Source organism: Nocardiopsis sp. CNS-639, from assembly GCF_000381685.1.
Lineage (GTDB): Bacteria > Actinomycetota > Actinomycetes > Streptosporangiales > Streptosporangiaceae > Nocardiopsis > Nocardiopsis dassonvillei.
In genome coordinates this window covers 150248-167425 of record NZ_KB906864.1, presented here as the reverse complement: position 1 = coordinate 167425, position 17178 = coordinate 150248, and the positions used below count along the sequence as shown (strand labels likewise).

At 72.0% G+C, this 17178-nt stretch carries 15 protein-coding genes and 5 tRNA genes; 15 read left to right on the top strand and 5 right to left on the bottom strand.

All coding sequences use genetic code 11. From position 1 onward, the window contains the following. Window positions 1-32: 32 nt before the first annotated feature. Entirely contained in the window at window positions 33-617 is a 585-nt protein-coding gene (locus tag G011_RS0117975; protein WP_013154276.1) for a TetR/AcrR family transcriptional regulator, read from the bottom strand. 110 nt (window positions 618-727) lie between these two features. Between G011_RS0117975 and G011_RS0117970 the strand changes: the two genes are divergently transcribed. The 5 genes from G011_RS0117970 to G011_RS32140 all read left to right on the top strand — a co-directional run bounded on the left by G011_RS0117970 (window position 728) and on the right by G011_RS32140 (window position 6974). Then, window positions 728-2353 (top strand): carboxyl transferase domain-containing protein, encoded by a 1626-nt coding sequence (locus tag G011_RS0117970; RefSeq protein WP_369757378.1) that lies wholly within the window; start codon window positions 728-730, stop codon window positions 2351-2353. Window positions 2354-2360: 7 nt separating this feature from the next. Continuing rightward, window positions 2361-4469 carry a biotin carboxylase N-terminal domain-containing protein gene (locus tag G011_RS0117965; protein ID WP_026338415.1) on the top strand — a complete coding sequence of 703 codons (2109 nt, stop codon included), beginning with the start codon at window positions 2361-2363 and terminating at the stop codon, window positions 4467-4469. Further along, a complete protein-coding gene (locus G011_RS0117960; RefSeq protein WP_019609699.1) occupies window positions 4466-5623 on the top strand; it encodes an acyl-CoA dehydrogenase family protein in 1158 nt (385 codons plus the stop codon). Before G011_RS0117965 ends, G011_RS0117960 begins: the two co-directional genes overlap by 4 nt. A gap of 453 nt (window positions 5624-6076) precedes the next feature. Continuing rightward, window positions 6077-6721, top strand: coding sequence for a hypothetical protein (locus G011_RS0117955; RefSeq protein ID WP_026338414.1), 645 nt, complete (start codon window positions 6077-6079; stop codon window positions 6719-6721). Window positions 6722-6812: 91 nt separating this feature from the next. Continuing rightward, complete coding sequence (locus tag G011_RS32140; RefSeq protein WP_013154281.1) at window positions 6813-6974, top strand: hypothetical protein; 162 nt, start codon at window positions 6813-6815, stop codon at window positions 6972-6974. A 66-nt stretch (window positions 6975-7040) separates the two neighbouring features. Here G011_RS32140 and thrS read toward each other — a convergent pair whose 3' ends face one another. Next, complete coding sequence (gene thrS, locus G011_RS0117945; protein WP_019609697.1) at window positions 7041-9014, bottom strand: threonine--tRNA ligase; 1974 nt, start codon at window positions 9012-9014, stop codon at window positions 7041-7043. 518 nt (window positions 9015-9532) lie between these two features. Between thrS and G011_RS0117940 the strand changes: the two genes are divergently transcribed. Then, window positions 9533-9871, top strand: coding sequence for a PGPGW domain-containing protein (locus G011_RS0117940; RefSeq protein WP_026338413.1), 339 nt, complete (start codon window positions 9533-9535; stop codon window positions 9869-9871). 207 nt (window positions 9872-10078) lie between these two features. Here G011_RS0117940 and G011_RS0117935 read toward each other — a convergent pair. Further along, a tRNA-Val gene (locus tag G011_RS0117935) sits at window positions 10079-10152 on the bottom strand. A 474-nt stretch (window positions 10153-10626) separates the two neighbouring features. Between G011_RS0117935 and G011_RS0117930 the strand changes: the two genes are divergently transcribed. Further along, window positions 10627-11049: an SsgA family sporulation/cell division regulator gene (locus tag G011_RS0117930; protein WP_013154284.1), complete on the top strand. Its 423-nt coding sequence runs from the start codon at window positions 10627-10629 to the stop codon at window positions 11047-11049. A gap of 104 nt (window positions 11050-11153) precedes the next feature. Here the strand turns inward: G011_RS0117930 and G011_RS0117925 are convergent, their stop codons facing one another. Then, on the bottom strand, window positions 11154-11996 hold the full coding sequence (locus G011_RS0117925; RefSeq protein ID WP_019609695.1) for an aminotransferase class IV: 843 nt from the start codon (window positions 11994-11996) through the stop codon (window positions 11154-11156). A gap of 385 nt (window positions 11997-12381) precedes the next feature. Here G011_RS0117925 and G011_RS0117920 point away from each other — a divergent pair, with 385 nt between their 5' ends. The 6 genes from G011_RS0117920 (at window position 12382) to G011_RS32135 (ending at window position 13817) form a co-directional block, all read left to right on the top strand. Continuing rightward, entirely contained in the window at window positions 12382-12813 is a 432-nt protein-coding gene (locus G011_RS0117920) for a roadblock/LC7 domain-containing protein (RefSeq protein WP_013154286.1), read from the top strand. A gap of 157 nt (window positions 12814-12970) precedes the next feature. Then, window positions 12971-13043 (top strand) — tRNA-Gly (locus G011_RS0117915). A gap of 70 nt (window positions 13044-13113) precedes the next feature. After that, window positions 13114-13186: transfer RNA gene (locus tag G011_RS0117910), tRNA-Gly, on the top strand. 47 nt (window positions 13187-13233) lie between these two features. Beyond that, a tRNA-Cys gene (locus tag G011_RS0117905) sits at window positions 13234-13305 on the top strand. 30 nt (window positions 13306-13335) lie between these two features. Then, a tRNA-Val gene (locus G011_RS0117900) sits at window positions 13336-13409 on the top strand. Window positions 13410-13646: 237 nt separating this feature from the next. After that, entirely contained in the window at window positions 13647-13817 is a 171-nt protein-coding gene (locus tag G011_RS32135) for a hypothetical protein (RefSeq protein WP_019609694.1), read from the top strand. A 51-nt stretch (window positions 13818-13868) separates the two neighbouring features. On the opposite strand, the gene G011_RS0117890 is transcribed toward G011_RS32135, so the two are convergent. Then, window positions 13869-14600, bottom strand: a complete 732-nt coding sequence (locus G011_RS0117890) for a GntR family transcriptional regulator (RefSeq protein WP_019609693.1) — start codon at window positions 14598-14600, stop codon at window positions 13869-13871. Window positions 14601-14725: 125 nt separating this feature from the next. Between G011_RS0117890 and G011_RS0117885 the strand changes: the two genes are divergently transcribed. Next, complete coding sequence (locus G011_RS0117885; RefSeq protein ID WP_019609692.1) at window positions 14726-16108, top strand: MFS transporter; 1383 nt, start codon at window positions 14726-14728, stop codon at window positions 16106-16108. After that, the gene (locus tag G011_RS0117880) at window positions 16105-17142 is read left to right on the top strand and encodes an L-idonate 5-dehydrogenase (protein ID WP_019609691.1); all 1038 of its coding nucleotides are present in this window, start codon (window positions 16105-16107) and stop codon (window positions 17140-17142) included. Before G011_RS0117885 ends, G011_RS0117880 begins: the two co-directional genes overlap by 4 nt. Window positions 17143-17178 lie beyond the last annotated feature (36 nt).

The window sequence follows — 17178 nt, the reverse complement described above, 5'->3', positions numbered from 1 at the left end:
GACCGCGGCCGGAACCGGCTCGGGGCGAACGCTCAGTCGGGCTCGGCGGCGGGGACCGTCAGGGCGGCCCGGCCCATCTCCAGCAGCAGCCGCGCCATGTGCCGCCGCGACAGCTCGCCCCGGCTGTGCGGGGTGGAGTTGAGCAGCCCGAACACGGCGTGCACGGCGGCGCGCAGGACGGTGGCCGAGGCGTCGGGGCGCAGCTCGCCGAGCACCCCCACCCACTGCTCGACGTAGCCGCGCTGGAGGCGGCGCACCCTGCGCCGGTCGGCGTCGGTGAGGTTGCCCAGCTCCCGGTCGTGCACCGTGATCAGGTCGGGCTCGTCCAGGGCGAAGGCGATGTGCCCGCGCAGCAGGGCCTCCAGCGCCTCCTCGGCGCCCGACGCCCGCGCCACCAGCTCGCCGCCCTGGCGCGCCAGGCGTTCGCTGATGTCCACCAGCACCGCGCCGAGCAGCGCCTGCTTGCCGCGGAAGTGGCGGTACAGGGCGGGCCCTGTCGTGCCGACGGCGCGGCCGAGGTCGTCGATGGACACCCCCCGGTAGCCGTGCTCGGCGAAGAGCCGCGCCGCCGCGCCCAGGAGCGCCGTGCGCCGCTCACCCGCGGGTCTGGCCCCCATCCGGTCTCCTCCCCTCCCCCGGTGTCGCGCCGGGCCCTGGACACCCATGTTAGTAGTCACTAACATCCCAGATGTTAGTGAGCATTAACACCCCTCCACGAGAGGACACCATGAGCAGGGCACCTGTGCTCGGCACGGCGGTGGACACCGCCGGGCCCGCGTTCGCCGCCAACGACGCGGCGAACCGCGCCCTCGCCCTGGAGCTGCGCGAGCGGATCGCCACCGCGGCCCTGGGCGGCCCGGAGAGGACCCGGACACGGCACGTCGAGCGGGGCAAACTCCTGCCGCGCGACCGCGTGGACCTCCTCCTGGACCCCGGCTCCCCCTTCCTGGAGATCGCTCCCCTGGCCGCGTACGGGCTCTACGGCGCGGACGGACAGGACGCCCCCGGCGCCGGGATGATCGCGGGCGTGGGCCGGGTCATGGGCCGCCCGACGGTCGTGGTCGCCAACGACGCCACGGTCAAGGGCGGCAGCTACTACCCCATGACCGTCAAGAAGCACCTGCGCGCCCAGGAGGTGGCGCTGCACAACCGGCTTCCGTGCGTCTACCTCGCCGACTCCGGGGGCGCGTTCCTGCCCATGCAGGACGACGTCTTCCCCGACCGCGAGCACTTCGGCCGGATCTTCTACAACCAGGCCACGATGTCGCGGATGGGCATCCCGCAGATCGCCGCGGTGCTGGGCTCGTGCACGGCGGGCGGCGCCTACGTCCCGGCGATGAGCGACGAGGCGGTCATCGTGCGCGAGCAGGGCACGATCTTCCTGGGCGGCCCGCCGCTGGTCAAGGCGGCCACCGGCGAGGTCGTCACCGCCGAGGAGCTGGGCGGCGGCGACCTGCACTCGCGGGTTTCGGGGGTCACCGACCACCTGGCCGACGACGACGCGCACGCCCTCACCCTCGTCCGGCGCATCGCCGACACCCTCGGCCCGCCCGGACCGCCCGCGTGGGAGGTGCGCGAGCCCCGTCCCCCGGCGCTGGACCCCGGGGAGCTGTACGGGGTGGTGCCCGCCGACACCCGCACCCCCTACGACGTGCGCGAGGTCATCGGCCGGATCGTGGACGGCAGCGAGTTCACCGAGTTCAAGGCCGAGTACGGCACGACCCTGGTCACCGGGTTCGCGCACCTGCACGGCCACCCGGTCGGGATCGTCGCCAACAACGGCATCCTGTTCGCCGAGTCCGCGCTCAAGGGCGCCCACTTCATCGAGCTGTGCGACCGGCGCGGCGTGCCGCTGGTCTTCCTCCAGAACATCTCCGGGTTCATGGTCGGACGGGACTACGAGGCGGGCGGCATCGCCAAGCACGGGGCGAAGATGGTCACCGCCGTGGCCTGCGCCCGCGTCCCCAAGTTCACCGTGGTCGTGGGCGGGTCCTTCGGCGCGGGCAACTACAGCATGTGCGGGCGGGCCTACTCGCCCCGGTTCCTGTGGATGTGGCCCAACGCGCGCATCTCGGTGATGGGCGGGGAACAGGCCGCCTCGGTGCTCTCCACCGTCCGCCGCGACCAGATGGCCGCGCACGGGCAGGAGTGGTCCGCCGAGGACGAGGAGGCCTTCAAGGCGCCCGTGCGCGACCAGTACGAGGAGCAGGGCAGCCCCTACTACTCCACCGCGCGGTTGTGGGACGACGGCGTCATCGACCCCGCCGACACCCGCGACGTGCTCGCCATGGCCCTGTCCGCCGCCCGCCACGCCCCGCTGGAGCCGGTGGGCTACGGCGTCTTCCGGATGTGAGGAACCCTTGACCACAACGCCACGCACGAACCCGGGCGTCCGCGGGCCCGCGCGCATCATGGTCGCCAACCGGGGCGAGATCGCGCTGCGCGTCATGCGCACCCTGCGCCGCATGGGCATCAGCCCGGCCACCGTGTACACCGACGCCGACGCGAACGCCCCGCACACCCTCGCCGCCGACCTGGCGCTGCGGGTGGAGCACTACCTGGACGCCGAGGCGATCGTCGCCCTGGCCCTGGACTGCGGCGCCACCGGCGTGCACCCCGGCTACGGCTTCCTGTCCGAGAACGCCGGCTTCGCGCGCGCCTGCACCGACGCCGGACTGGTCTTCGTGGGCCCCCCGGCCTCCGCGATCGAGGCCATGGGCGACAAGATCCGCGCGAAGGACACCGTGGCCGCCGCGGGCGTGCCCGTCCTGGGCGGGTTCACCGAGAAGCCCGGGCGGCCCCTGGGCGACGACGAACTCCTGCGCGCGGCCGAGGAGACCGGCTACCCGCTGCTCATCAAGCCCTCCGCCGGGGGCGGTGGCAAGGGCATGCGGTCCGTGCACTCCCCCGACGACCTGGTGGCCGCTGCCGCCGCCGCCCGGCGCGAGGCCCTGGCCTCCTTCGGCGACTCCACCCTGCTGGTGGAGCGGCTGGTGGAGCGGCCCCGCCACATCGAGGTGCAGGTCATGGCCGACGCCCACGGCAACGTCCTGCACCTGGGCGAGCGCGAGTGCAGCCTCCAGCGCCGCCACCAGAAGGTGGTGGAGGAGGCGCCCTCCCCGCTGCTCACCGACGCCCAGCGCGCCACCATGGGCGAGGCCGCCGTGGCCGCCGCCCGCTCGTGCGGGTACGTGGGCGCGGGCACGGTGGAGTTCATCGCCGAGGCGGGGCGGGACGGCGACCTGTCGTTCTCGTTCCTGGAGATGAACACCCGCTTGCAGGTCGAGCACCCGGTCACCGAGGAGGTCGTCGCGGTGCGCGGCGAGCGCGGCGTGGACCTGGTGGAACTCCAGGTGCGGGTGGCCTACGGGGAGGAGCTGCCCTTCGCCCAGTCCGACGTGTCCTGGGTCGGGCACGCCGTGGAGTCGCGGATCTACGCCGAGGACGCCGACCGCGGGTTCCTGCCCACCGGCGGGCCGGTCCTGTCCCTCACCGAACCCCGGGGGCACGAGGTCCGGGTGGACTCGGGCATCGCCGAGGGAGGGCGGATCACCTCGGACTTCGACCCGATGCTCGCCAAGGTGATCACCTGGGGCGCGGACCGCGCCGAGGCCCTGAACAGGATGGACTCCGCGCTGGCCTCCTACCAGCTGTTGGGCTGCGTGACCAACACCGCCTACCTGCGCCGGCTGCTGCGCCACCCGCGTGTGGTCGCCGGGGACCTGAGCACCGACCTCATCGCCTCCGACCCGCCCGCACCGGCTCCCGAACGGACGCTCGACGAGGTGTACGCGGCCGCGGCCCTGGACCACCAGCTCGACCTGGAGACGGAGCCGGGCGCCGACCGCTTCGCCGTACCGGACGGCTGGCGGATGGGCGGCCCCGCCTGGACCCCGTGGCGGCTGCGGCTCTCCGGGCGCGAGGCCGTCGCGGTCCGGGTGCGCCGCGACGGGGAGCCCGGACGCTACCTGGTGAGCGTGGCGGAGGGGGAACCCGTCGCGTTCGGGGCCCGGCGCTCCGCCGACGGCACCCGGCTCACCGTCACCGACGGCTACGCCACCCGCACCTACGCGCGCGCCGACGACCCCGGCACCGCGCACCGCTGGCTGGGCTCGGGCGGCGCCGCCTGGAGCCTGCACGAGGAGCCCGTCGCGGCCGCGCTGCGCGAGGACGACGCCGCCGCCGACGGGACCGTGCGCAGCCCCATGCCCGGCACGGTGCTCTCCGTCGCCGTGCGGGTGGGGCAGACGGTGAGCGCGGGGACCCCGCTCGCCGTCGTGGAGGCCATGAAGATGGAGCACTCCGTCACCTCACCCGTCGACGGGACCGTCGCGGCCGTGGCGGTGCGCCCCGGCGCGTCCGTGCCCATGGACGCCGTCCTGGTCACCGTCGAACCCGTTCCGAACGCGTCCGCCGACACCCCGTCGGACGCGCCCTCCCCCGCCACCAGCGAGGAGTCGCACGCATGAACCGTCATCAGCTCTCGACCGAGCACGCCGACCTGCGGGCCGCCGTGGAGGAGTTCGCCCGCGGAGAGGTCGCCCCGGTCATCGGGGACTACTACGAGCGGGAGGCCTTCCCGTACGAGATCGTCGCCAAGATGGGCCGGATGGGCCTGTTCGGGCTGCCCTTCCCCGAGGAGCATGGGGGCATGGGCGGCGACTACTTCGCCCTGTGCCTGGCCCTGGAGGAGCTGGCCCGGGTGGACTCCTCGGTGGCGATCACCCTGGAGGCCGGGGTCTCGCTGGGCGCGATGCCGATCTTCCGGTTCGGCACCGAGGACCAGAAGAAGGCGTACCTGCCGCGGTTGACCTCGGGTGAGGCGCTGGGCGCGTTCGGGCTCACCGAGCCCGACGGCGGGTCCGACGCGGGCGCCACCAGGACCACGGCCCGCCTGGAGGACGGCCAGTGGGTGATCAACGGGACCAAGTCCTTCATCACCAACTCGGGCACCGACATCACCGCGCTGGTGACCGTCACCGCCGTGACCGGGCGCCGGGAGGACGGGCGGCCGGAGATCTCCTCGATCCTGGTGCCCGCGGGCACGCCGGGCTTCTCCGTGGGCCAGAAGTACTCCAAGGTGGGGTGGAACGCCTCCGACACCAACGAGCTGGTCTTCGAGGACTGCCGGGTGCCCGAGGCGAACCTGGTCGGTGAGCGCGGGCGCGGGTACGCCCAGTTCCTGCGGATCCTGGACGAGGGCCGCATCGCCATCGCGGCGCTGTCGGTGGGCCTGGCGCAGGGCTGCGTGGACGAGAGCGTGCGCTACGCCCACGAGCGGCACGCCTTCGGCAGCGCGATCGGCAGCTACCAGGCGATCCAGTTCAAGATCGCGGAGATGGAGGCGCGTGCGCACACCGCGCGGCTGGCCTACTACGACGCGGCCTCGCGCATGCTGGCGGGCGAGCCCTTCAAGAAGGAGGCGGCGGTCGCCAAACTGGTGGCCTCCAACGCGGCCATGGACAACGCGCGGGACGCCACGCAGGTGTTCGGCGGGTACGGGTTCATGAACGACTACCCCGTGGGCCGCTTCTACCGGGACGCCAAGATCCTGGAGGTGGGCGAGGGCACCAGCGAGGTGCAGAAGATGCTCATCGCCCGCGAGCTGGGCCTGCCCGCCTAGGCGGTCCCCGGAAGCGCCGCTGCCGCGATCGGCCCGCGAGGGGCGGTTGCGGCACGGACGGGGCGAACGGTGGCCGGTTCCGGACAGTCCTCACCCTCCGTGTCCTCCGCATGACCGCGCACCGTCGGGGCCGCGGAGGCGGGAAGGGCCGCGTGGCAGGCGAAGGAGGGTTCCCGAGCCGCGCTGAGGACGGCGTTCGCGCAGGTGGTGACCGGACGGGGACGCGCGGTGACGGTGGCGCCGCGTCCGTTCCGGGTAGACCGTGGGCGGACACCGCGAGGCCGCGAACCCCCAGCGTCACCGCGGAACAACAACAAGGGGTGACAAGCACCCGAAATCAACACAGAATGGACCCGTACGGCCAGCGCGGGTCCCCGACTTTCCCGACCCGGCCCGCTCAGGACGGGTTCTTCGCGGCCCACGGCCACCTCACATCCCCCAGCCGGAGGAGACATGGAAGGCGCCCTGTCTGTGATCGCGCTGGTCGCCGTCGTCATGTCGGCCGGCACGATCGCGGTCGCCGCGCACTTCCGCAAGGAACGCTCCACCGAGCTGCGCCGATGGGCGCGTGAACGCGGGTGGACCTACACCGAACAGCTCCCCAGTCCGTTGGGGGACGCCGTGCTCCCCCGTGCCGCCCTCGGGCCGCACCCGCGCGCACAGCACGTGCTCACCGGCCGCCGGGGCCAGCACCTGGTCGTCGCCTTCGAGCAGACCCACACGGCGGGCAGGGGCACGGAGCGGGTCCGCCGCGTCCACCGCGTGGTGGCCGTGCGCACCCCCGGACCCAACGCCGAACTACAGATACTGCGCAGGTGGGACCCGGACGCCTCCGACGACGACTTCGCCGGCGCCTTCCACGCGACGGGCAACGATCCCGCGTTCACCGGGGCCGTGCTCGACAACGTGGTCACCAAGTGGCTGCTGACCGATCCCAGGTCCCGGTCCCTTCCCGTACGCTTCAGCGGGGACTACGTCCTCACGTGGGCGGCCATGCGGCTGGATCCCGACCGGGCCGTGACCGCCGCCGACTACCTGATCGCCCTCGTGGAGCGGGTCCCCGCCGAGGCCTGGAAACGGCGCGCCCCCGGCCGCTGAGCGGCCTCACGCGCACGTCCGGGCACCCGGACCCGCCCGTGAGGCGGATAAAATTCGCCTTGCCCCCGTAGCAACAAGGAGTACCGCCCTCATGAGTGACCCCAACGCGACGCACCGCATCTCGCGCGCGGACCTGTTCCGCGACGACGAGGAGGAGACGACCGCCCCGGACCCCAACGCGACCGCGCGCATCTCCCGTGCGGACCTGTTCCGCGACGAGGAGGAGTTCCAGGCGCCCGGCGAGCGGCGCTGACCCGAGACGGCGGAGCGCCCACCCGGTCACCCCGGATGGGCGCTCCTCTCGCGTGCGTTTCGGGCGTCAGCGGCGCTCGCGGACGGCGGCGACGATCTCGGCCACCGCCTCGTCCAGCGGCACGCCGTTGTTCTGCGAGCCGTCCCGGTAGCGGAAGGACACCGCGTTCTTGCTGACGTCCTCGTCACCGGCCAGCAGCATGAAGGGCACCTTCTGCTTCTGGGCGTTGCGGATCTTCTTCTGCATGCGGTCGTCGCTGGCGTCCACCTCGACGCGGATGCCCTCCGCGCGCAGCCTGGCGGCGAGCTCGCGCAGGTAGGGCACGTGCTCGTCGGCGATGGGGATGCCGACCGCCTGCACCGGCGCCAGCCAGGCCGGGAACGCGCCCGCGTAGTGCTCCAGCAGGACGGCGAAGAAGCGCTCGATGGAGCCGAACAGGGCGCGGTGGATCATCACCGGGCGCTGGCGCGAGCCGTCGGCCGCGGTGTACTCCAGGTCGAACAGCTCGGGCAGGTTGAAGTCCAGCTGGATGGTGGACATCTGCCAGGTGCGGCCGATGGCGTCCTTGGCCTGCACCGAGATCTTGGGGCCGTAGAAGGCGGCGCCGCCCGGGTCCATGACCAGTTCCAGGCCCTGCTTCTGCGCGGCCTCGCGCAGGGTCTCGGTGGCCTCCTCCCAGACCTCGTCGCCGCCGACGTACTTCTCCGGGTCCTTGGTGGACAGCTCCAGGTAGAAGTCGTCCAGGCCGTAGTCGCGCAGCAGTTCGAGCACGAAGGTCAGCAGCGAGTCGAGCTCGTCCGCCATCTGCTCCTTGGTGCAGTAGATGTGCGCGTCGTCCTGGGTGAAGCCGCGGGCGCGGGTCAGGCCGTGCACCACGCCCGACTTCTCGTACCGGTACACGGTGCCGAACTCGAACAGGCGCAGCGGCAGCTCACGGTAGGAGCGCCCGCGCGCGTCGAAGATCAGGTTGTGCATCGGGCAGTTCATCGGCTTGAGGTAGTAGTCCTGGCCGCCGTCGAGCTGCATGGGGGGGTACATCCCGTCCGCGTACCAGCTCAGGTGCTGGGACTTCTCGAACAGGGTGCTCTTGGTGGCGTGCGGGGTGTAGACGAACTCGTACCCGCTCTCCTCGTGCCGCCGCCGCGAGTAGTCCTCCATGACCCGGCGGATGGTGCCGCCCTTGGGGTGGAAGACCGCCAGGCCCGAGCCGATCTCGTCCGGGATGGAGAACAGGTCCAGCTCGGAGCCGAGCTTGCGGTGGTCGCGCTTCTCGGCCTCCTCCAGGAAGGTCAGGTGGTCCTTGAGGGCCTCCTTGCTCTCCCAGGCGGTGCCGTAGACGCGCTGCAGCTGCGGGTTGGTCTCCTTGCCGCGCCAGTAGGCGGCGGCGGTGCGCATGAGCTTGAACGCCGGGATGACGCGGGTGGTGGGCAGGTGCGGCCCGCGGCACAGGTCCTTCCAGCACAGCTCGCCGGTGCGCGGGTGGACGTTGTCGTAGATGGTGAGCTCACCGGCGCCCACCTCCACACCGGCGCCCTCGGCGGCCTCGGTGGCGCCGCCCTTGAGCCCGATCAGCTCCAGCTTGTAGGGCTCGGTGGCCAGTTCGGCGCGGGCCTCCTCGTCCGAGACGACGCGGCGGTCGAAGCGCTGCCCCTGCTTGACGATCTGCTGCATCTTCTTCTCGATGCTCTTCAGGTCGGCGGGGGTGAAGGGCTCGGCGACGTCGAAGTCGTAGTAGAAGCCGTTCTCCACGGGCGGGCCGATGCCCAGCTTGGCCTCGGGGAAGAGCTCCTGGACGGCCTGGGCCAGCACGTGCGCGGTGGAGTGGCGCAGGATCGCCCGCCCCTCCTCGGAGTCGATGGCGATCGGCTCGACGGTGTCGCCCTCGTGCAGTTCCCGGGCGAGGTCGCGCGGCTCGCCGTTGACCAGCGCCGCGATGACGGTCCTGCCGTCGGCCTCCAGAGCCTGGCCCGCCGTAGTGTTCGCCGCCACCGCACGCGGGGTTCCGGCGAGGGTGATGTGCAGCTCAGGCGCGGCGGACACGGTGACTCCTAGGAAGACGTGGATGATGTCGAACGCGGACCGGCCGCTGTGCGCGGCCGGGCGTGTACTCCCTCCCGATGCTAGCGGCTTCGGGGCGGGGCCGCCCCGGTTGTCCACAGGCCGCGCGACCACGCTGGCGGCGCGGCGGACGTGGTGGGACGGTGGGGTTCCGGTGCCGCGGACCCGGGGACCGACCGGGGATTCGGTCAGGGATTCGGACTCTTCAGGGCGTACCCGCGTGAACCGCCCGTAGGCGGGGCAGGGAACCAGACAGGGGCTGATCTGTCATGGAACGTCACCTTTCGTGGGGCTGTCCACACCCTTACGAAAGGCCATTGATCCCACTGTCAGGATCGGTGAGAATCAACAGATGCCCTGGCCATCGCCCCCAGTCGACCCGAATGCATCCACTCGCTTCGACCGAATACTGTGAGCGCATGTCACCGAGCCCCACCAACGACCAGCCGGCCCCGGAGACATCCCCCACCCGCCGCACCCGCGCGCGCAGGTGGCGGCGGATGCGAGCGCGGCTGCGCCTCTTCCGCAGGCGCATGCACACGCACCCCGCGCTGCGCCTGCCCTGGAGCGTGCTCGTGGGGACCGTCGGCGTCGTCGTGATCCTGGCCGGGTTGGTCATGATGGTCGTTCCGGGCCCGGGCCTGGCCTCGGTCATCCTGGGGCTGGTCATCCTCAGCACCGAGTTCCGGTGGGCGCAGAAGGTGGTGCGGCCCGCCCAGGTGTGGTTCCACCGCGCCGAGCGGTACGGGATGCGCCTGAAGGAGGAGTTCTTCCGGCGCCTGCGCGAGCGCAGGGCGGTGCGGCGCGGGCACCCGCTGCCGGACACCCCGTCCGACTAGGCCCCCGGAGTCGGCCGGACCCCGGTGGGCGGTGGCGGCGCACCGGCGCTGGACGCGAGGGGCGGCCCCCGCCGACCACGGCCGCGGACCGCCGGAGCGCCCGCGCGAACGGGACGGGACCCCGCACGAACGAGACAGCGCCCCGTACGAACGGAAAACGGCCCCACCGGGGTACCTACCCCCGAGTGGGACCGTCTCAGAGCCGTGTGGGCGATACTGGACTCGAACCAGTGACCTCGTCGGTGTGAACGACGCGCTCTAGCCAACTGAGCTAATCGCCCTGAGCTTCCTGCCTGCCCGCCCTGTCGGCCGGACAAGTAAGACTCTAGCGCACGTTCGGGGGTGCTCGACGCACACGGAAGCCCTCGGCGGACCCCGTTCCATGTGATGGAGGTCACTTTAACCTTTCGAGGGGTTCGCGGGAGTGTCCGCACCCACCCCCGATCCCCGCAGTGATAAGGAGTTCCCGCCCCCGTGGACCCGACGAACACCACCCCTTCATTACCTCCGCGTGACGTGGGACACCCAACATTGGGAAATCTTTGGTTTGTCCTGGTCATTACAGTGACGAAGGATCGTGGCGCCGCACCGCGGCACGCCGGGCCCGTCGCACGGGCGGCGAGACCTCCGGTCCCACCCACCAAGAAAGCCTCCGTACTCACGTCATGTTCCGCGGGAAGCCGCGTTGGAGCCCGTGAGACGGCAACCGACCCGCGCCGCAACAGCAAGGCCGGACGAGAAAAGGTTTGGCGAACATGAACAGTAGCGACACCACTGCCACCGCCGAGCTGGGCCTGCGGCTCGTGGTCCCCGAACGCACGGCGGTTCCCCTGGTCGCGCGCCTGGACTACAGCGCGGACGACCCGTACGCCATACGGGTGGCCTTCCACACCGGCGAGGACAACCCCGTCGAGTGGATCTTCGCCCGCGAGCTCCTGACCGTCGGCATCGTGCGCCCGGTCGGCGAGGGCGACGTCCGCGTGTGGCCCTCCAAGGACGACAACGGCGACCGCAGTGTGAGCATCGCGCTCTCCTCCCCCTTCGGTCAGGCCGAGTTCGACACCCAGGTCTCTCCCCTGGCCGAGTTCCTCCACCGGACCTACGAGATCGTTCCGGCGGGCCAGGAGGGCCAGTTCGTGAACCTCGACGAGGAGATCCAGCAGCACCTGCACTCCTGACGACCCGCGGGCCCCGGGGCCCTTCGCGGAGCACTCCCGACAGCTGAGGGGGCGGCGCACCACGCGCCGCCCCCTCAGCCGTGTCCGCCCCCCGGCCGCGGGGGTCAGGGGTCGATGTCGGCCGCGGAGCGCTCCGCGAACACCGACGCGGCCTTGGCGGTGACCGGCCCGGGCTCGGCCGACACCGTGCGGCCGTCCACGTGCAGGATCGCCTGCACGTCGCGCCCGGTGGAGGTCAGGAAGGCCTCCGTCACCTCGGGGAGGCGCTCCATGGGCACGTCCTCCTCCTCGCCCCCGAACCACTCCAGGACGAGTTCGCGGGTGATCCCCGCCAGCGGGCCCGCCGACAGCGGCGGGGTGACCAGCCTGCCGTCGAGCACCACGAAGACGTTGCTGCCGGTGCCCTCGCACAGGTTGCCGCTCACGTTGCGAAAGAGCGCCTCGCCGGCGCCGCGCTGCTTGGCGTAGGCCAGGGCGCGCACGTTGTCGGCGTAGGAGGTGGTCTTGAGCCCGGCCAGGGCCCCGAACTCGTTGCGCGGCCAGGGAACCGTCGCCACGTCGGCGTGCGGGGCGATCCCGGGGAAGGGCCCCAGGGCCACGATGGCGGTCTGCTCGCCCGGGGAGCGGTCCGAGCCCAGCGGCCCGGCGCCGTCGGTGACCGTGATGCGCACCCGGGCGTCGGACAGGTCCGGGTTGGCCGCCACCGCGCGGGCGACGCCGTCGGCGATCAGCTCCAGGTCGGGCTCGGCCATGCCCAGCCCCTCCGCGGAGCGGGCCAGGCGCCTGAGGTGGCGGGTGAGGGCGAAGGGGCGGCCGCCGCGGGCCCGCACCGTCTCGAAGACCCCGTCACCCACCGTGATCCCGTGGTCTACCACGGGAATGCGCGCCTCGCTCTCGTCGACGACGGTGCCGCGGCCGTACCCGGCACCCGCGATCCACACCTTCATCTGCCACCCCCACGTTCTCAAGAGCCCAGGTAGGGCCGGTGTCTGCACGATCCTCCCACCTCGTCGGCGTGTCCCGGCCCGCTCCTTCCGTAACCTCCGTACGGCGGGTTGGCAAGTCCCATGACCGGCACCGGCCGCTGGTCCAGCACCTATGCCCGTTTTGCGGAGGTATCGCGACTGGTCACACGGCTCGACGGTCTGGGCGGCCCACCCGGAATCCACCGTGGCGGCCGGACAGATAAGTTACGAATGACTATCATCTGGGCAACGCTTATGCGGGACCGGTGGCAGCCGAGTTCGGAGCTTTCCCCCAAGGCCCCCCGGCGGCGGCCCGCAGTGCGCGTGTCCCACGTCACGCACGACCACTGACAGAGCAAAGAGAGACATGACCCCACCGAGTACCGCCCGCGGAGAGCTCAGCTGGTTGCTGGACGATCTCCTCACGCGTGCCTCCGGTACGCAGCACGCCATCGTCCTGTCCACCGACGGACTCCTCATGGCCACCTCCAGCGGACTGGACCGTCCCGCCGCCGAGCACCTGTCCGCGATCGCCTCGGGGCTGCACAGCCTCGCGGGCGGGGCGAGCAAGCAGTTCGCCGCGGGCGGCATCCGCCAGAGCATCATCGAGATGGACCGCGCCTTCCTCTTCGTCGCCGCGGCCGGAGAGGGCGCCTGCATGGCGCTGATGTCGGACTCCGACAGCGACGTGGGCCTGATCGCCTACGAGATGAACAAGGTGATCGAGAGGGTCGGCCAGTACCTCTCGGCGCCTCCCCGGCCCGACATGCCCTCCTCGCCAGCCCACGTGGAGAAGTAGCTCCCGCCGCCTCGGCGGGTCGGCGGACCTGCCACGGCGGGGCACGGGTGTGCCCGGTGCGCCCGGCCGATTTCGCGCTTGGCCGGGAATCCGCTAGAGTTCTTAACGCAGCGAGGGGCGCTGACGGGGGAGGAACCCCGGAGGCAGGACTCGCCGCGCGGACGTGGCTCAGCTGGTAGAGCATCACCTTGCCAAGGTGAGGGTCGCGGGTTCGAATCCCGTCGTCCGCTCGAACGGAAACGTTCCGCGTCCCCCGGGTCGCGGAGCGGTTCCGGCTCCGGAGTCCGCTCCGGGGCGCACGCGGACGTGGCTCAGCTGGTAGAGCATCACCTTGCCAAGGTGAGGGTCGCGGGTTCGAATCCCGTCGTCCGCTCGGAGAGGCCCGCATGGGTGTCACTCGACAGCCCCCCATCGCGTTCCGGCGGAGTGGCCGAGTGGTTGAGGCAAGGGACTGCAAATCCCTGCACACGGGTTCGATTCCCGTCTCCGCCTCGCATCAAGCTTCACCTCATCCCCCGATGAGGGCGGTTAGCTCAGTTGGTTAGAGCGCTACCTTGACACGGTAGAGGTCACAGGTTCGAATCCTGTATCGCCCACTCCACTCTCGGACGACCCTGCTCGGCGGCCTTCGGCCGCCTCGCCGGGTCGTCTCGTCGTTCCTTCCGGGGGACGACCCCCAAAACCCTGACCTCCCCTCGGGCCAGAGCACACGCTCTGGCCCGAGGTGTTCTCCGGGGCGCTCCCCCGGGTCGCGGGGACACCCGGGACACCAGCTTGGTTACAGGCGCGCACGGAGGGTACACGAACACCACCCCGACCCCCCGGAGGTAACCGTGTTCGCCATCATCGCCGCCGTCCTGTTCGGACTCGCCCTGCTGCTGGAGCTGCTCGGCGAGAACATCCAGGACCTGGTCACCACCACGACCCTCGCCCTCGCCGGGCTGCTGTTCCTCGCGCTGCACGCGGGGGGCTACGGCTCGGGCTGGGGACGCAGGCGCCGCTAGGGCCGCGGGCCCGCCGCGGCTCCGGAGCCGACGGCCGCAGCGGCGCAGAGGCTATCTCAGCGAGGTGACGGTCCTGCGGACGGGACGACGGGGCTGTCCGTCCGAGAAGAACTCCGGTGACGCGGCCCGGATCCGCCCGACGTCCTCGAACACCGCCCGCAGGTGGGAGCGCAGGGCCTCCACCGCGGTCCCGGTGTCCCCGGCCTCGATCGCGTCCACGACCAGCGTGTGCTGGTCCACCAGCTCCCCGATCGGGCGCGTGTCGATCAGGCTCAGCCGCCGGGCCCGGTCCAGGTGGGCCTTGGCCGCGTTCACCGTCCGCCAGGCGCTCTCGTTGCCCGCCAGCGCCAGCAGCGAGCGGTGGAAATCCTCGTCCAGCTCGAAGAAGCGGTCGTGGTCGGCACCGCCGTCCGCCTCCCTCTGCGCGCCGAGCAGGACGCGCAGGTCGCCGACGTGGTCCGCCGAGAAGGGGGGCCGGGCCTGGGCGAGGGAGGTGCACTCCACCGCCTCCCGGATGAACTGCGCCTGCCGGACGCGCTCGGGGTCCACGAGTGAGACGAACGTGCCGACCTGGGGGTAGACCTCCACCAGCCCCTCCTCGCGCAGCAGGATGAGGCTCTCGCGCACGGGCGTCCGGCTCACGGCGAGCTCGGCGGCGAGCTCGTTCTCCGACAGGGGCGTGCCCGGCTTGAGCTCCAGGGTGATGATCGCGCGGCGGATGGTGTCCAGGGTGCGGTCCCGCGCGGACAGCAGGGGTCCCCCGGACCGGGTCTGGTCGGCCATGAGGGGAGTCTACCGGCATTGACGCCACTGGTATGGCAGTGCTTGTATGTCAGTTGCCATCATGTTCACGTACGGTTTCCCCGATACTTCTTCGCAGGTGGAAGCCCTTCACAAAGGACCGGCCGATGACCGAACAGGCACCCCCCGCGCCAGCCGGACAGGGGGAGCGCAGCACCCGGGACCTCACCAAGGCCTCCGTGTCCGGGTGGCTGGGGACCGCCATGGAGTTCATGGACTTCCAGCTCTACTCCCTGGCCGCCGCCCTGGTGTTCAACCAGATCTTCTTCCCCGACCTCAACCCCGCGGTCGGCCTGATCGCGGCGATGGGCACCTACGGTGTCGGGTACGTCGCCCGGCTCGTCGGGGCGGTCTACTTCGGCCGCATGGGCGACCGCCTCGGCCCCAAGAAGGTCCTGTTCATCACCGTCGCCCTGATGGGCGTCTCCACCACCCTGATCGGCGCCCTGCCCACCTACCAGCAGGTGGGCCTGCTCGCCCCGATCCTGCTCGTGGGCCTGCGGCTGATCCAGGGCTTCGGCGCGGGCGCCGAGATCGCGGGCGCCACCGTGATGCTGGCGGAGTACGCCCCGGCCAGGCGTCGGGGGTTCATCGCCTCCCTGGTGTGCCTGGGCACCAACTCCGGCACCCTGGGCGCCTCCGCGATCTGGGCGGTCCTGGTGTTCGCGCTCTCCGAGGAGCAGCTGCTGTCCTGGGGCTGGCGCCTCCCCTTCCTGGCGAGCTTCCTCCTGCTGCTCCTGGCGCTGTGGATCCGCCTCTCCGTCAAGGAGAGCCCGGTCTTCGAGCAGCGCGAGGACATCGTCGACGGTGTGGCGATGTCCCGGAGCGAACTGGCCGCGGCCGCGGTGAAGGAGGACAGGAGCGGACTGGAGACCGCCCTGCGCCAGCGCAAGGGCCGCGCGTTCCTGCTCGCCCTCGGCCTGCGCTTCGGCCAGGCGGGCAACTCCGGCATCGTCCAGACCTTCCTCGTCGGCTACCTCAGCGCCAACCTGATGCTCAACGACGCGGTCGGCACGTCCGCGATCGTCTACGGCTCCCTGCTCGGCTTCGTCACCGTCCCCCTGGTCGGCGTGCTCGGCGACCGCTTCGGACGCCGCCCCGTCTACCTCTTCCTGACCGTGGCGAGCATGCTGTTCGCCGTGCCCATGATGCTGATGATCGAGACCGGCGACACCGTGCTCGTGACCGTCGCGATGGTCGTCGGGCTCAACCTGTCGGTCCTGGGGCTGTTCTCCGTGGAGAGCGTCACCATGGCCGAGCTGTTCGGTGCGCGCACCCGGTTCACCCAGCTGGCCCTGGCCAAGGAGATCGGCGGCGTCCTGGCCACCGCGATCGGCCCGGTGCTGGCCGCCACGCTCACCGCCGCGACCGGCTCCTGGTGGCCGCTGTCGGCGATGATCATCGCCTACTCCCTGATCACCCTGGCCTCCGCCTACCTGTCCCCCGAGGTGCGCGGACGCGACCTGGTCCGACTGGAGGACGCCGTATGAGGGCCGTGACCGTCCACGGAGCCGAGGACCTGCGCGTCGACGAGCTCCCCGACCCCGTCCCCGGCGAGGGGGAGGTCGTCGTCGCCGTGGAGTGGGGCGGCATCTGCGGGTCCGACCTGGCCTACTGGCGCCACGGCCGCTCGGGGACGGCCGTGCTGCGCGACCCCCTCGTGCTCGGCCACGAGATCGCCGGACGCGTCGCCCGGGTGGGCCCCGGTGTGACCGGCGTCGAGGAGGGGCTGCCCGTCACCGTGCACCCGGCCGAGCTGGTCGGCGACGGGCGCATGCCGGAGCGGCTGGCCGGGCGCACCAACCTCTACCCGAGGGTGCGCTACTTCGGGTCGGCCGCGTTCTCCCCGCACACCGACGGCGGGTTCTGCGACCTCAAGAAGGTCGCGGCCCGGCAGCTGCGGCCCCTGCCCGAGGGGGTGGACACCCGCAGCGGAGCGCTGGCCGAACCGCTCGCCGTGGCCTGCCACGCCGTCAACCGCGCGTCGGGCGCCGTGGGGGGCGTCGGGGGCCGGGACGTGTTCGTCAACGGCGCGGGGCCGATCGGCTCGCTCGTCGTCGCCGCGCTCCGGCACGCGGGGGCGGCGCGGATCACCGTCGCCGACCTCGGGCGCGCCCCGCTGGAGGTGGCCCGGGCCATGGGCGCCGACGACACGCGCGACCTCTCGCGCGGGGACGCGCTGCCCGAGGACGCCGAGCTGGTCTTCGAGGCCTCCGGCGCCCCGGCCGCCCTCGGCGGCGTCCTGCGCGCGACCGCGCGCGGCGGGACCCTCGTCCAGGTGGGCAACCTCCCCGGAACGCAGGCACCGGCGGCGCTGGGCGAGCTCGTCACCAGGGAGATCACCTGGATCGGCTCCTACCGCTTCGTCGAGGAGATCGACGACGCCCTGGCCGCGATGGCCGCCGGTCTGGACGTCACCCCGCTCATGACCCACTCCTTCCCCGTCGGGGAGGCGCACGAGGCGATGCGGACGGCGGCCGATCCCGCCTCCGGCAGCAGCAAGGTCATGCTGCGCTTCGCCTGAGCCGCGCCGCGGGCGCCCCGCGCTCCCGACCGGGAG

What these genes read in the sequence shown, in the direction of transcription:
- G011_RS0117975 (WP_013154276.1), bottom strand. Translation starts at nt 617, where the DNA reads ATGGGGGCCAGACCCGCGGGTGAGCGGCGCACGGCGCTCCTGGGCGCG.
- G011_RS0117970 (WP_369757378.1), top strand. Translation starts at nt 728, where the DNA reads ATGAGCAGGGCACCTGTGCTCGGCACGGCGGTGGACACCGCCGGGCCC.
- G011_RS0117960 (WP_019609699.1), top strand. Translation starts at nt 4,466, where the DNA reads ATGAACCGTCATCAGCTCTCGACCGAGCACGCCGACCTGCGGGCCGCC.
- G011_RS0117955 (WP_026338414.1), top strand. Translation starts at nt 6,077, where the DNA reads ATGGAAGGCGCCCTGTCTGTGATCGCGCTGGTCGCCGTCGTCATGTCG.
- G011_RS32140 (WP_013154281.1), top strand. Translation starts at nt 6,813, where the DNA reads ATGAGTGACCCCAACGCGACGCACCGCATCTCGCGCGCGGACCTGTTC.
- G011_RS0117940 (WP_026338413.1), top strand. Translation starts at nt 9,533, where the DNA reads ATGCGAGCGCGGCTGCGCCTCTTCCGCAGGCGCATGCACACGCACCCC.
- G011_RS0117930 (WP_013154284.1), top strand. Translation starts at nt 10,627, where the DNA reads ATGAACAGTAGCGACACCACTGCCACCGCCGAGCTGGGCCTGCGGCTC.
- G011_RS0117925 (WP_019609695.1), bottom strand. Translation starts at nt 11,996, where the DNA reads ATGAAGGTGTGGATCGCGGGTGCCGGGTACGGCCGCGGCACCGTCGTC.
- G011_RS0117920 (WP_013154286.1), top strand. Translation starts at nt 12,382, where the DNA reads ATGACCCCACCGAGTACCGCCCGCGGAGAGCTCAGCTGGTTGCTGGAC.
- G011_RS0117890 (WP_019609693.1), bottom strand. Translation starts at nt 14,600, where the DNA reads ATGGCCGACCAGACCCGGTCCGGGGGACCCCTGCTGTCCGCGCGGGAC.
- G011_RS0117885 (WP_019609692.1), top strand. Translation starts at nt 14,726, where the DNA reads ATGACCGAACAGGCACCCCCCGCGCCAGCCGGACAGGGGGAGCGCAGC.
- G011_RS0117880 (WP_019609691.1), top strand. Translation starts at nt 16,105, where the DNA reads ATGAGGGCCGTGACCGTCCACGGAGCCGAGGACCTGCGCGTCGACGAG.